Below are 14257 nucleotides of genomic sequence, written 5' to 3' on the forward strand. Positions count from 1 at the left end.
GCTTCTCCGGCGACTCCTCCGACCACCCCGCACCGAGCGGGCATCGTGCCGGGGCTCGTGCTCGCCGCCGTCGGCGTGGCCGCGTCCTACGGCGTGCACCGGTTGCTGCCCGCGGTGCCGATGCTCACCGCGGCCGTCGTGCTCGGCGTCGTCGCGGCCCACCTGCCGGGCGCCGCCGGGCTGGTGCGCGGCCCCGCCCGGCCCGGCCTGTCCCTCGCCGGAAAGCGGCTGATGCGGCTCGGCATCGTGCTCCTCGGCCTGAAGCTGAGCCTCGGTGACGTGGCCGCGCTCGGCTGGGAGCCCCTGGTCATGGTGGTCGGGGTCGTCCTGGTCACGTTCTTCGGGACCCGGTGGCTGGGCCGCAGGATCGGCCTCTCCGGCGACCTGTCGCTGCTGGTCGCCACCGGCTACGCGATCTGCGGCGCCTCCGCGATCGGCGCGGTCAGCGGTGTCCTCGGCAAGGACAAGGCCGACGAGCGGCACGAGACCGAGGTCGCCTCGTCGGTCGCCCTGGTCACACTCTGCGGCACCCTCGCGATCGCCGTACTGCCCCTGCTCCAGCACCCGCTCGGCCTGGACACCGGGGAATTCGGCCGCTGGGTCGGCGCGAGCGTGCACGACGTCGGCCAGGTCGTCGCCACCGCCCAGACCGCCGGCCCCGACGCGCTCACCGAAGGCGTGCTCGTCAAACTGATCCGCGTCGCGATGCTCGCCCCGCTGGTCGCCGGCGTCGCCCTGAGCCGCCGCCGCAAGACCTCCGGACAGCCCGCGGCCGCCGACGGCCGTCGGCCCGCGATCCTCCCCCTGTTCGTCGCCGGCTTCCTGGCCATGGTCGTCCTGCGCACCACCGGATGGCTCGGCACCGGCGTCCTCGACGCCGCCGACACCGCCCAGGAACTCCTGCTCGGCGCCGCCCTCTTCGGCCTCGGCACCGCCGTCCACCTGCCGACCCTGGCCCGCTCGGGCGGCCTGAAGCTCGGTCTGCTCGGCCTGGGGTCGTGGCTGGTCGTGGGGGCCACGGCCTACGCGGGGGTGCTGCTGACGGCCTGAGGCCGAACCGGCCCCGACCCGGCCGACGCTGCCGGTACAAACCAGAAGGCCAGGTCAGACATTGTCTGACCTGGCCTTCGTGCGGAGCCGCCTAAGGGAATCGAACCCTTGACCTACGCATTACGAGTGCGTCGCTCTGGCCGACTGAGCTAAGGCGGCATGCCCCCACCGCGTGGTGGCGACGGCGATAAGCATACACAGCCGACGGGGTGATCAATTACAGGTTTTGCCGTCGGGCGGGGTCTGGCCCGTCAGGAGGTAGGTGTCGACGGCGGTGTCGATGCAGGCGCTGCCGCGGAGGTAGGCGGTGTGGCCGTCGCCGTCGTAGGTGAGGAGGTGCCCGGAGTCGAGCTGCTGGGCGAGGGCTTGGGCCCAGGCATAGGGGGTGGCCGGGTCACGGGTGGTGCCGACGACGAGGATCGGGGCGGCGCCCGGGGCGTGGATCTCGTGCGGCTTGCCGCTCGGTGTGATGGGCCACTCGCCGCACGACAGGCCCGCCCAGGCGAGGGCACGGCCGAACGTCGGGGAGGTCTGCTGGAACTCGTCGACCTGCGTCTTGACCTGGTCCGGGCTGCTCGCCGCGGCGGGGCCGTCGAGGCAGTTCACGGCGGCGTTGGCATACATCAGGTTCGCGTAGTGGCCGTCGGAGCCGCGCTCGTAGTAGACGTCGTTGAGTTCCAGCAGCGGCAGCCCGTCGCCGCGGAACGCCGCCTTCAGCGCCACCGTCAGGTCGGGCCACTGGTCGCGCGAGTACAGCGGCGACAGGACGCCGGTGGTGGCGATGGCCTCGTTGACGCTGCGCTTGCCGTCGCCGGGCAGCGGGTGTGCGTCGAGGTCGGCGAGCAGGGTGCGGATCCGGGTGAGGGCCTCGTCGCGGGTGGCGCCGAGGAAGCACGAGCCGCCCGCCACGCAGTCGTCGACGTAGGCGTCCAGCGCCGTCTCGAAGCCGCCGCCCTGGAGCCGGTTCGCGGTGACCGCGGGCTGGCTGGGGTCCACCGCGCCGTCCAGCACGAAGCGGCCGACCTTGCCGGGGAACAGCTCGGCGTAGGTGGCGCCGAGGAAGGTGCCGTACGACGCCCCGACGTAGTTGAGCTTCGGCTCGCCCAGCGCGGACCGGATCTGGTCCATGTCGCGGGCCGCCTCGGCGGTGCTGACGTGGCCGAGCAGCTGCGACGACATCGCTTCGCAGCCCTTCCCGAAGTCGGTGAACCCGGTTACCAGGGCCTGTTCCTCGGCGGGGTCGTCCGGGGTCGGGTCGAGCTGGGTGTACGTGTCCATCTGGCTGTCCGTCAGGCAGCGCACCGGGGCGCTTTCGCCGACACCGCGCGGGTCGAAGCCGACGATGTCGTAGCGCTGGAGCACCGACTTGGGGAACGCACTGGCGGCGTACCGGGCGAAGTCGATGCCCGAGCCGCCGGGCCCGCCGGGGTTCACCACGAGCGCCCCGATCCGGTCCGGGCCGGTCGCCTTCTGGCGGATCAGCGCGATCTTGATCTTGGGGCCGGAGGTGGAGCCGTAGTCGATCGGCACCGACAGCGTGCCGCATTCGAACGACGAATCGTCGCACCGCGACCACGAGATCGACCCGGCCGCGGGCATCGGCACCAGGTCCGCCGGACCGGATCCGCTCTTCGACGGACCGGCCGCGTCCTTGCTGCCCTTGGCGCTGCCCGCGTCGGAGCAGCCCGCCAGCAGCAACGCGCCCGCCAGCACCGCGCCGATCCCCCGCAGTCGCTTCACCCGCACCACAAACCCTCACTTCCGCGGGGCGCCCGCGCCGCCCGTGACACGAGGTTAACCGGCGGGCAGCCGGTTGGCGGTACGGCGGCACAGCCCGGCGGGTCGGCCCGCCGAGGCGCCCGGCACGCGCCGTGCACCGGTCGGCTCGGTCCCCGCGCCGCTCACTTGCAGCGCGTCCCCTGCGCGGGCATCGTGCCCTCCAGCAGGTACGCGTCCACCGCGTCGTCGATGCACTGGTTGCCGCGCGAGTAGGCCGTGTGCCCTTCGCCTTCCAAGGTCAGCAGCGTCGCCTTCTCGAAGCCCTGCGCGAGCTTCTGCGAGGCCGCGTACGGGGTCGCCGGGTCGCCGGTCGTGCCGACCACCAGAATCGGGGCGCTCCCGGCAGCCTTGACCGTGTGCGGCTTCTCCGGCGTGCGGAACGGCCAGAACTCGCAGCCCGGCCCGTCGAAGTCGTCCGCGCTCGCGTCGCGCGAGAACAGCGGCGCCTGCGCGCGCAGCTTCGCCAGCGTCTCCTGGACGCGCGCCGGCGACGGCGCGTCGGCCATGCTGTCGGCGCAGCCGACCACGGTCAGCACGTCCATCGAATTGTCGTAGCGTCCGCGTTCGTCGCGCCCGTTGTAGTCGTCGGCGAACCGCAGGAACAGCGAGCCGTCGCCGCGCTGCATCGCGGCGGCGAACGTCTCGCGCAGCGCCTTCCAGCCCTGCGACTCGTCCGCGTACAGCAGCCGGATCATGCCGGTCCAGGCGAGCGACGACGTGAGCTTGCGGCGCGCGTCGTCGGTCGGCAGCGGGTTGGTGCGCAGGCTGTCGAGGAAGTCGACGCCGTTGGTGGCGGCCTTCGCCGGGTCGCTGCCCAGCGGGCAGCCGGCGCGCGTCGCGCAGTCCTTCGCGAAGCGCGTGAACGACTGCTCGAAGCCGACCTGCTGGCCCACCGATTCGTCGAGCTGGTCGGCGGCCGGGTCGACCGCGCCGTCGAGCACCAGGCGGCCGGTACGGCCGGGGAACTCCTCGGCGTACAGCGCGCCGAGGTAGGTGCCGTAGGAGAAGCCGAGGTAGTTGAGCTTCTTGTCGCCCACCAGGTACCGCAGCACGTCCATGTCGCGTGCCACGTTGCGGGTGCCCACGAACTTCAGCAGGTCGCCCGACTTGGCCTGGCAGCCGGCCGCGAAGTCCTTGGCACGCTTGTCGCTGAACGCCTTGGAGGCCGCCTGGTCCTTGGGGTCCGGGCCGTCCTCGGAGTTCCGCTGGTCGCGCTCGGCGTCGGTGAGGCACCGCACCGCCGTGCTCTTTCCGACGCCGCGCGGGTCGAACCCGACGACGTCGAAGCTGCGGTGCACGTCCGGCGAGAGGTCCTGGACCGTGTTCTCCAGGTAATCGAGTCCGGACGCCCCCGGGCCGCCCGGGTTGGTCAGCAGCGAGCCGATACGGCTGCCGCCGTCGCCGGCCTTGTACCGCATGACCGCGATGTCGATGCTCCGCGCGCCCGGGTTCGCGTAGTCGAGCGGCACGCGCATCTTGGCGCACTCCAGCCCGGTCTCGTCGCCGTCCGTCTTCGGGTCGTCCGGGCACGCCGCCCAGCCGAGCTTCTGCTTGTAGAACGACTGCAGCGCCGGGTCGTCCTGGCCCTTGCCGCCGGACACCGGCTTGAGCGGACCGGCGTCCGAGCCGTTCGCCGCCGCGGACGGCGCGGACGACGTGGACGACTCCGAGTCCTTCACCTTCCCGGCCGCGCCTGTCGAGCAGCCGGATATCAGCGCGGTCGCGACCAAGGCGGCGGGCAGCGCGCGGCGGACGAGCGCCGAGCGGCGGAGGAGGGTGTTCACCCGGTCATGCCTACCATGCGCCACCCCTCTGACGTGCGGCGGCGTGGTGCCGTCCCGCCGTACGGGCCGTTCTGTGGGCTATCCGCAGCCGTTCGGTGACACAGCGGTCAGCGGTTGCCGGATTTGCCGTTCGTGCCCGTCGGCGGACGCGCACCCGAGCTGTCCGTCACCGTGTCCGCCAAGAAGGACAGCGCCGAAGGCAGTTGCTTGACCGTGCCGCCGCCCGCGTTCGCCGTCTCGACGTCGGTGGGCTTGGCCGCGGCCGCCTTGAGCGCGTTGGAGGCCTGGCGTCCCACGGTGTCGGACGTGTTGTCGGACAGGAAGAGGCTGACGTCCGGGTGCGCGGCCAGCAGCGTCTTGAGCGACTGGCCGTCGCGGGCGGCCTGCGCGGCACCCCACAGCGGCGACTTCAGCGTGGTGGGGCCGGACAGGCTGGCTCCCGCGACGTAGTACTGCGGGTACTGCAGCGCGTACTTCGCCGCGCACAGGCCGCCCGCGCCCTCGCCGAGGAGCGCCCAGCCGTTGCGGTCGTTCGTGACCCGGAACGTCGCGGCCACGGCCTCGCGCACGTCCTCGTTGTGGAAGGTCGCCATCTTCGCCTTGCCGGGGATGTCGCTGCACTCGGTGTCGAGCACGGACGGGTCGGCGGCGGCGTCCAGTTCGGCCTGCGCGTACGGCGTCAGCTCCGGCGCGACGACGACGAACGGCGGCAGCGTGCCCCGCGCGATGCCGTCGGCGATCTTCGAGAGCGCGCTCGCCTGGCCGGACAGCAGCGAGTTCTCCCCCGCCCCCGGATAGGCCGAATGCAGCATCAGCACCGGGAACTTCTTCGTCTGGAAGTCCGAACGCTTGTACTGCGGCGGCAGCCACACCCACACGTCGGCGCGCACCCCGGACCGCCGCCCGTCGAGCGTGATCCGGCTCAGCGAACCGCCGGAACGGTCGCCCACCGCGGTGAAGTTCTGCGGGGCCAGCGGCCCGAAGCTCGGCGGACCGGACGGCTGCGCGGCGGACGGCGAGGCCGACACCGCGGCCCCGGCCGGCGCCCTGTCGTCCCCGCCGTCGACGGCGCGGTACGCAAGCACCGACACCGCCCCGGCGGCCACCACAAACGCGGCCACCACTCCGCCGAGCACCCGCTGCGAACGGCGCCGCTTGGCCGGAGCACCCGACGGCTCGGGCGCGGACGGCAGCGGCGGCAGCCGGTCGGGGTCGATCTCGACCACACCGGACGCCGCCCCCGACGGGACGGCGACGGCGTCCGGCGGGACCGGCGCGAACGGCGACTCCGGTGCCGCCTCGGCCTCCACCACCGGGAGTTCGCGGGTTCCGTCCGGCGCCGACGGGCCTGCGGACAGCGCCGCGCGGGGCGCGGGCTCGGCTTGGCGTGGCGGGAAGTGCCGTACCGGCCGCACCGGTTCCGGCTCGGCCGCGTCCGCCACGGGAGCGCCGGGAGCGCCGGGAGCGCCGGGAGCGCCGGGAGCGCCGGGACGCGGACGCGAGCGGACGAACACGGCGACCGCCACGCCGAGAGTGGCTGCGATCAGCAGGAGCTTGACGGCTTTTCGCGTCATCGGTCGCACCGACGTGCACCATCCTCGGCAGAGAAGACTTGCTGTTCTTGCAGTGCCCACAGGGCGTGAAGTGACCACAGGCGCGGACGTGGCGCCTTGGGAACTCTCCCACGTCGACGCGCAAGCGGGCGTTCCGGGTTCCCGCGGTTAACCCGATCGACGACACCGCCGCGGCATTCGATGGGGTTCAGGGCATATCGCCAGGCAAGCCTGTTCGAGGAAAACACGTTCGACGCACGCGCGTTCGAGACACCCGCAGGCACGCACGGCAGTACCCGGGGTCACCCGGCGCGCAGCGTCAGCGCCATCGCCTCGACGGCCAGCAGCGGAGCCACGTTCGCGTCGATCGCCTGCCGGCACGCCAGGATCGCCTCGATGCGGCGCAGCGTCGCCTCCGGCGGCCCCGACCGGGCGATGTCCTCCACGGACGGGCGGATGTCCTCGTTGTCCAAGTGCACGCCCGCGCCGAGCTGCACGGCCAGCACGTCGCGGTAGAACGCGGTCAGGTCGACCAGCGCGAGGTCCAGGCAGTCGCGCTGCATGCGCGTGGCCCGCTTCTTCTGCCGGTTCTCCAGCTCCTTGACCACACCCGCGGTCCCGGACGGCAGGCGGCCGCCGGGCCCGGACGCGCCCAGCGCGCTGCGCAGTTCCTCGGTCTCGCGGGCGTCCATCTCCGCGGTGATCTCCTTGGCGTCCGCGGCGGCCGCGTCGACGAGCCGCTGCGCGGCCGTCATGCAGCCGCCGATGTCGGCGACCTGGAGCGGCATCCGCAGGACCTCCGCGCGGCGCGTGCGGGCCTGCTCGTCGGTGGCCAGACGCAGCGCGCGGTCGATGTGCCCGCCGGTCGCGCGTGCGGCGTACGCGGCCATCGCCGGTTCGATGCCGTCGCGCCGCATCAGCATGTCGGCGACCGCGTCGACCGGCGGGGTCCGCAGCGAGACGTGGCGGCAGCGGGACCGGATCGTCGGCAGCGCGTCCTCGACCGACGGCGCGCACAGCATCCACACCGTCCGCGGCGCGGGCTCCTCGATGGCCTTGAGCAGCACGTTGCCCGCGCCCTCGGTGAGCCGGTCGGCGTCCTCCAGGACGATGACCTGCCAGCGGCCGCCCGCCGGGGACATCGCCGCGCGGCGCACCAGGTCGCGGGTCTCCTTCACGCCGATGGACAGCAGCTCGGTGCTGACCACGTCGACGTCGGCATGCGTGCCGGTGAGCGCGGTGTGGCAGCCGTCGCAGTGCCCGCAGCCCGGCTCGCCGCCGAGTGCCAGGTCGGGGCTGACGCACTGCAGCGCCGCGGCGAACGCCCGCGCCGCCGTGGCGCGGCCGGACCCGGGCGGGCCGGTGAACAGCCATGCGTGCGTCATGCCGGTCGCGTCGCGCCCGTCGAGGACGTCCCGCGCGGCTTTGGCGGCGACCCGCAGCCGGTCGACCACGCGGTCCTGGCCCACCAGGTCGTCCCACACGGTCACCCGCGGTGCCTCGCTTTCCTCACGGCCGTCGTTCCCTGCGGTGCGGCCCGGTCCCCGGCCTTCCGGCCGACCGGGCACGCCCCACCGCTACGACGGTACCCGGCCGCTACGACTTGCTCCGCCGCCAGCGGCTGCGCTTGGGCTCCGGGGTCGCCTGCTCGCCGCCGTCGCCGTCGCCGTCGGCGTCACCGTCGCCGGCACCGTCCGCACGGCCGCCGCCCATCCAGGGGCCGAGCAAGTCGTCGGCCAGGCTCTGCGCGTCGGCCGTGTCGGCCGCGCCGTCCGGGTGTGCCGCGCCGGGGTCGGCGACCGGCAGGGCCCGCGTCTCGTCGTGCGCGGCCGGGTCCACCGTCGGCAGGGCCCGCGTCTCGGCGGCGTCCGTGCCGGCGCCCGCCGGACGCGGCGTCTCGAGGGTGATCTTGGGGATCTGCTGCGTGTCGTCCTCGCTGCCGGGCACCGGCCCGGTCACCGCGCGGGCCCGGACGATCGCCAGTTCGGCGGTGTCCGCGAACGCCGACACCGCACCGGTCGCGCCGCCGCCGCTGCCGTTGCGCCCCTTGCCGTCGTGGCCGCGGCCGTGGCCGTTGCGGTCGTCCGGCCCGTCGCCGTGTGTCGGAAGGGGCCCCGACGGCGACTGCTCGTCGTCGTCCTTCGCCAGCGCCGCGGCTTCCTTGGCCGCGCGGGCCTTCGCCGCGGCCGCGGCGACCACCGCACGGGACGCTTCCGCCTCGGCGGCACGGCGCTCGGCCTCGGCCAGCTTCAGGGCTTCCTCGGCCTTCTCCCGCTCCTCCGCCTTGCGCTTGGCCTCCGCCTCGCGGGCGGCGGCCTCCTCGCGGCGCCGCGCGGTCTCCGCGTCGGCCTCCTCGCGGCGGCGCTTGCGCTCCTCCTCGGCGCGCTTGCGGCGCTCGGCCTCGGCCTTGCGCTCGGCCTCCGCCTCCTCGCGGTCGCGCTCGGCGCGCAGCGCGGTCTCCTCTTCGATGCGCTTGCGCTGCTCGTCGCGGACGCGCTCTTCTTCCTCGGCCTTGACGCGCGCCTCTTCGGCACGCCGCTCGGCTTCCTCGGAAAGACGCTTCTGCTCGGCGGCGCGCCGCGCCGCTTCCTCCTCGAGCCGCACGCGTTCGGCTTCCGCCCGGGCCTTGGCCTCGTCGGCGAGGCGCTGCGCTTCGGCGGCCAGCCGCTCCTGCTCCTCGGCGCGGCGGCGCACCTCTTCCTCCGCGCGGATCCGCTCGACCTCGGCCTGGCGGGCGGCCTCCTCGGCGAGGCGCTGCTGCTCGGCGAACCGCTGGCGCTCCTCGCTCTCGGCGCGCAGCCGGGCGATGAGGGCCTGCTTCTCGGCTTCCGCCTGCGCGCGTTCGGCCTGGCGGCGGGCCTCTTCCTCGGCCTCGCGGCGGGCCAGTTCTTCGGCCTGGCGCTTCTCCTGCTCGGACACCGGCAGTTCGCGGTCGAGGCGGTGGCGGATCGCGGTGGTGACGGCGTCCGGCTCCTGCGCGGCGTCGACGACCAGGTAGCGGTCCGGGTCGGCGGCGGCCAGGTCGAGGAACGCGCCGCGCACCAGGTGGTGGAAGCTCTGCGGTTCGGACTCGAGCCGGTCGGGGGCCTCGGTGAAGCGGGCGTGCCCGATCTCCGGGTCGAGGTCGAGCAGCACGGTGAGGTCGGGCTGGAGGCCGTCGGTCGCCCAGCGGGAGACGCGGGCGATCTCGCGCGCGCCGAGTTCACGGCCGGCGCCCTGGTAGGCGACGGACGAGTCGACGTACCGGTCGGTGATGACGATCGCGCCGCGCTCCAGCGCCGGGCGGATCACGGTGGCGACGTGCTCGGCGCGGTCGGCCGCGTACAGCAGGGCCTCGGCGCGCGGGTCGATGCCGGTGTTCTCGACGTCCAGGAGCATGGCGCGGAGCCGCTTGCCGATCTCGGTGGCGCCGGGCTCGCGAGTGACGACGACCTCGTGGCCCTTGCCGCGGATCCACGCGGCGAGCGCCTCGACCTGGGTGGACTTGCCGACGCCTTCGCCGCCCTCGAGGGAGATGAAGTAGCCGGTGGCGTCGGCCGGGCGGCCGGCGACGTGGTCGACGTTGCGGGCCGAGTCGACGAGGTCGCGGGTCAGCGGGATGCCGCGGCGGTCGTCGATCGAGCGGAGCACGACGAAGCCGACGAGGGCAACGAGCAGGCCGGCGCCGGCCAGGGTGAGCGCGGAGCCGTTGTAGGTGAAGACGTAGCGGTCCGCGGCGGTCCAGGTGTGCAGACCGATCGCGCCCGCGACGAGCGATCCGGCGACGACGCCCACCAGGAGCGTGAGCCGCACGGCCGCCTGCACGAACGCGAAGGCGCGGCCGCGCAGCTCTTCGCCGACGCCGACGCCGAACATCGTGTAGCCGGTGACCCAGGCGACGCCGGACACCAGGCCGAGCAGCGCGGTGAGCACGACGGTGACGACCACGTTGGGGACCAGGCCGACGACGAGCAGCACGAGCCCGGCGGTGATGACCGCGAGGCCGAACAGCCGGCGGCGGCTGAACGCCGGGACGACCTTCGGGCCCCACAGCAGGCCGAGCGCGACGCCGGCGAGGAGGGCGAGGAAGACGGTGCCGTAGGCGGCGTTGCCCGCGCCGAGTTCCGCCGTGTAGAGCGGCGTGAGGCCGACCAGGACGCCGCCCGCGAGGAACAGCGCGAGCATGCCGGTGACCAGGCCGCGCGAGGTCGGGCTGTGCCCGAAGACGCGGCGGCCGTCGGCGAGGACGACGAGCGGGTTCGGGCGCCGGGCGCTGACCGAGCGGCCGCGGGTGGGCATGTGCAGCAGGTACACGTACAGCGCGGACAGCAGGTGCACGGCGGCCGTCGCGTAGAGCGCGAGGTCGGCCGGGTGGCTGTCGAGCGTGTCGACGGACGGCGCGAGGAGCCGGGTGACGAGCGCGAGGACGATGAAGACCACGGCGGCGACCGGGGCCGCGGCGTAGCCGGTCACCAGGTTGAACTGGGTGGCGGTGGCCATCCGCTGACGCGGCACCAGGTTGGGCACCGTGGCGTCGCGGGCCGGGCCCCAGAAGGCGCCGGCGATGCCGCCGAGCGCGGTGGCCGCGAGGATCCACCACAGTTCGTCGACGAGCGGCACGGAGACCAGCAGGCCGAGCCGGAGCACGTCGCAGGCGACCATCGTCCAGCGCCGGTCGAGGCGGTCGACGATCTGGCCGGCCAGCGGCGCGACGAGCGCGGAGGGCAGCAGGCGCAGCACGAAGACCGCGGCGACGGCTGCCGCGTGGTCCATGTAGTCGCCGTCGACCGTCCACAGGGCGGCGGAGGTGAGGGCGAGCAGACCGAGCCAGTCCGCGAGTGCGGATGCGGCGATGGCGGTCCAGAACCGCCGGTACGGGGCGATCTTGAGAACGCCTCCGATACCGTGCGCGGATTCCGTGGTCCGGGGCGGTATGGCCGCCTCGGACTTCTGCTGCTCGGCGTGCGACATGCCGTCAACCCTAGCCGGGTCGGGTGCAAGGCAAGCGCCGTTCCACCGGCGTTTCCCCGCCTCGTACCCGGCTGCCGGGTCCGGTTCCGACACGGGATGCGGCGTCTATGTCAGTTCGCCCCTTCGCGGCCCGGCACCGAAGGCCGCGCTCCGGACGAACGCGGCGCGGCCGCCCGCTCCGTGCCGGAGGGGGCGGCCGCAGTGCTGCCTGGCCGAAGGCTCAGGTCGTCTTCTTCGTGGTGGTCTTCTTGGCCGCCGTCTTCTTCGCGGGCGCCTTCTTGGCCGGGGCTTTCTTGGCAGCCGCGCGCTTCTTGGGCGCGGGTCCCTTGGCGCGCTTCTCGGCGAGCAGCTCGTAGCCGCGCTCGGGGGTGATGTCCTCGACGCTGTCGGCCACGCGCAGGGTCGCGTTGGTCTCGCCGTCGGTCACGTAGGCGCCGAAGCGGCCTTCCTTGACGACGACGGGCTTGCCGCTGACCGGGTCGGTGCCGAGTTCCTTGAGCGGCGGCTTCGCGGCGGCGCGGCCGCGTGCCTTGGGCTGGGCGTAGAGCGCGAGCGCCTCTTCGAGCGTCACCGAGAAGAGCTGGTCCTCGGTGGCGAGCGAGCGCGAGTCGGTGCCCTTCTTGAGGTAGGGCCCGAACCGGCCGTTCTGCGCGGTGATCTCCTCGCCGCTGCCCGGGTCGACGCCGACGACGCGCGGGAGCGAGAAGAGCTTGAGGGCCTCCTCCAGCGTCACGGTGTCCAGGGACATCGACGCGAACAGCGACGCGGTGCGCGGCTTCGGCCCCTTGGCGGCGGCCTTCTTCGCGGTCTTCTTGGCCGTCGTCTTCTTCGCGGTCTTCTTGGCTGCCTCGGTGTCCGCGGGTGCCTCGGCGGCGGGGGCCGCAGCCTCCGGCTCGGGGAGGACCTCGGTCACGTACGGGCCGTAGCGGCCGCTCTTGGCGACGATCAGGTGCCCGGTGGCCGGGTCGGTGCCGAGGACGTAGTCGCCGCTGGGCTGGTCGAGCAGCTCTTCGGCCTTCTCCACGGTCAGCTCGTCCGGCGGCAGGTCGGCGGGGACGTCGGCGCGCTGGTCGCCGCGTTCCACGTACGGCCCGTAGCGGCCGACGCGCAGCACGATGCCTTCGCCGACCGGGAACGAGTTGACCTCGCGGGCGTCGATCGCGCCGAGGTCGGTGACCAGGTCCTTGAGGCCTTCGAGGTGGTCGCCACCGCCGGGCGTGTCCTCGCCGAAGTAGAAGCGGCGCAGCCACGGCACCGCCGCGGTCTCGCCGCGGGCGATCTGGTCGAGGTCGTCTTCCATCTTCGCGGTGAAGTCGTAGTCGACCAGGCGCCCGAAGTGGTTCTCCAGGAGGCCGACGACGGCGAACGCGATGAAGGAGGGGACGAGCGCGGTGCCCTTCTTGAAGACGTAGCCGCGGTCGAGGATGGTGCCGATGATCGACGCGTACGTCGACGGGCGGCCGATCTCGCGCTCTTCCAGCTCCTTGACCAGCGACGCCTCGGTGTAGCGGGCGGGCGGCTTGGTGGCGTGGCCTTCCGGGGTCAGCTCGACGGCGGTGAGCGCGTCGCCTTCGTCGACCATCGGCAGGCGGCGCTCGCGGTCGTCCAGCTCGGCGTCGGGGTCGTCGGAGCCTTCGACGTAGGCCTTGAGGAAGCCGTGGAAGGTGATGATCTTGCCGGACGCGGTGAACTCGGCGTCGCGGCCCGGCAGGCCCTCGGCCTCGGCCGCGGTGCCGCCGATGCGGACGGTGACGGACTGGCCGACGGCGTCCTTCATCTGGGAGGCGACGGTGCGCATCCAGATGAGTTCGTACAGGCGGAACATGTCGCCGGTCAGGCCGGTCTCGGCGGGCGTGCGGAAGCGGTCGCCGGAGGGGCGGATCGCTTCGTGCGCTTCCTGCGCGTTCTTGACCTTGCCGGCGTAGGACCGGGGCGCGTCCGGGAGGTATTCGGCGCCGTACAGCTCGCGGACCTGGGCGCGGGCGGCGGTGATCGCGGTGTCGGACAGCGTGGTGGAGTCGGTACGCATGTAGGTGATGAAGCCGTTTTCGTACAGCTTCTGGGCCACCTGCATGGTCGCCTTGGCACCGAAGCCGAGCTTGCGCGAGGCCTCCTGCTGGAGCGTGGTGGTGCGGAACGGCGCGTACGGCGAGCGGCGGTACGGCTTGCGTTCGACGGCGCGCACCGCGAACGCGGCGGACTCCAGGGCGGCGGCGAGCGCGCGGGCGCCGGCCTCGTCGACGTGCAGCACGTCGCGGCCCTTGAGCTTGCCGTCCGGGCCGAAGTCGCGGCCGGTCGCAACGCGCTTGCCGTCCAGGACGACGAGGCGGGCGTTGACGGTGCGCGGGTCGCTGGCATCGCCGGGGCGGCCGGTGTCGAAGGTGCCGAGCACGTCCCAGTAGGACGCGGAGCGGAAGGCGCGGCGCTCCCGCTCGCGCTCGACGACCAGGCGGGTCGCGACGGACTGCACGCGGCCCGCGGACAGCTTGGGGCCGACCTTCTTCCACAGGACCGGCGAGACCTCGTAGCCGTAGAGGCGGTCGAGGATCCGGCGGGTCTCCTGGGCGTCGACCAGGCGCTGGTTGAGTTCGCGCGGGTTGGCGACGGCGGAGCGGATGGCGTCCTTGGTGATCTCGTGGAACACCATGCGCCGCACCGGCACCTTGGGCTGGAGGACTTCCTGGAGGTGCCAGGCGATGGCCTCGCCCTCGCGGTCCTCGTCCGTCGCGAGGAACAGCTCGTCGGCTTCCTTGAGGAGCTTCTTGAGCTTGGCGACCTGGGCCTTCTTGTCGGCGTTGACGACATAGATGGGCTGGAAGTCGGCGTCGACGTTGACCCCGAGGCGGGCCCAGGGCTGGCCTTCGTAGGCGGCCGGGACCTCCGCGGCCCCGTTCGGCAGGTCGCGGATGTGTCCGACGCTCGCCTCGACCACGTAACCGGGCCCAAGGTAGCCCTTGATCGTCTTCGCCTTGGCGGGCGACTCGACGATGACGAGTCGACTGCCTTCGCGCGCGGTCTCGCTGCTCGGGGACACCTTCGCTCTTCTCTCCAGGTTGCTGCTGCTGTGTTTCTGCCGGGTGGCTGTCGGCATCCGTGCGGTACGGCTGCCGGGCCGGGACGGTAGCTGCCGTGTGGCGGAGT

Annotated in this window: 7 protein-coding genes and 1 tRNA gene; 1 reads left to right on the forward strand and 7 read right to left on the reverse strand. The window is 73.4% G+C overall.

All coding sequences use genetic code 11. The annotated features are described in order from the left end of the window. Nucleotides 1–45: 45 nt before the first annotated feature. Nucleotides 46–1050, forward strand: a complete 1005-nt coding sequence (locus ABEA93_RS25490; RefSeq protein WP_425585089.1) for a YeiH family protein — start codon at nt 46–48, stop codon at nt 1048–1050. A gap of 85 nt (nt 1051–1135) precedes the next feature. Here the strand turns inward: ABEA93_RS25490 and ABEA93_RS25495 are convergent. The 7 genes from ABEA93_RS25495 to topA form a co-directional block, all read right to left on the reverse strand. Beyond that, nucleotides 1136–1209: transfer RNA gene (locus ABEA93_RS25495), tRNA-Thr, on the reverse strand. Nucleotides 1210–1263: 54 nt separating this feature from the next. After that, nucleotides 1264–2790 (reverse strand): alpha/beta hydrolase, encoded by a 1527-nt coding sequence (locus ABEA93_RS25500; protein WP_345678097.1) that lies wholly within the window; start codon nt 2788–2790, stop codon nt 1264–1266. 161 nt (nt 2791–2951) lie between these two features. Continuing rightward, nucleotides 2952–4613, reverse strand: a complete 1662-nt coding sequence (locus tag ABEA93_RS25505; RefSeq protein ID WP_345678098.1) for an alpha/beta hydrolase — start codon at nt 4611–4613, stop codon at nt 2952–2954. Between the two features lie 107 nt (nt 4614–4720). Further along, nucleotides 4721–6187, reverse strand: coding sequence for an alpha/beta hydrolase (locus tag ABEA93_RS25510; protein WP_345678099.1), 1467 nt, complete (start codon nt 6185–6187; stop codon nt 4721–4723). Between the two features lie 281 nt (nt 6188–6468). Continuing rightward, on the reverse strand, nt 6469–7656 hold the full coding sequence (locus ABEA93_RS25515; protein ID WP_345678100.1) for a DNA polymerase III subunit delta': 1188 nt from the start codon (nt 7654–7656) through the stop codon (nt 6469–6471). Nucleotides 7657–7762: 106 nt separating this feature from the next. After that, entirely contained in the window at nt 7763–11116 is a 3354-nt protein-coding gene (gene tmk, locus ABEA93_RS25520; protein WP_345678101.1) for a dTMP kinase, read from the reverse strand. Between the two features lie 220 nt (nt 11117–11336). Continuing rightward, a complete protein-coding gene (gene topA / locus ABEA93_RS25525; RefSeq protein ID WP_345678102.1) occupies nt 11337–14150 on the reverse strand; it encodes a type I DNA topoisomerase in 2814 nt (937 codons plus the stop codon). Nucleotides 14151–14257 lie beyond the last annotated feature (107 nt).

Origin of the sequence: Yinghuangia aomiensis (genome assembly GCF_039542225.1) — a bacterium.
Lineage (GTDB): Bacteria > Actinomycetota > Actinomycetes > Streptomycetales > Streptomycetaceae > Yinghuangia > Yinghuangia aomiensis.

Bases quoted from the DNA above. Each gene is read 5' to 3' on its own strand.
- ABEA93_RS25510 (WP_345678099.1), bottom strand. From the start codon at position 6,187: ATGACGCGAAAAGCCGTCAAGCTCCTGCTGATCGCAGCCACTCTCGGC.
- tmk (WP_345678101.1), bottom strand. From the start codon at position 11,116: ATGTCGCACGCCGAGCAGCAGAAGTCCGAGGCGGCCATACCGCCCCGG.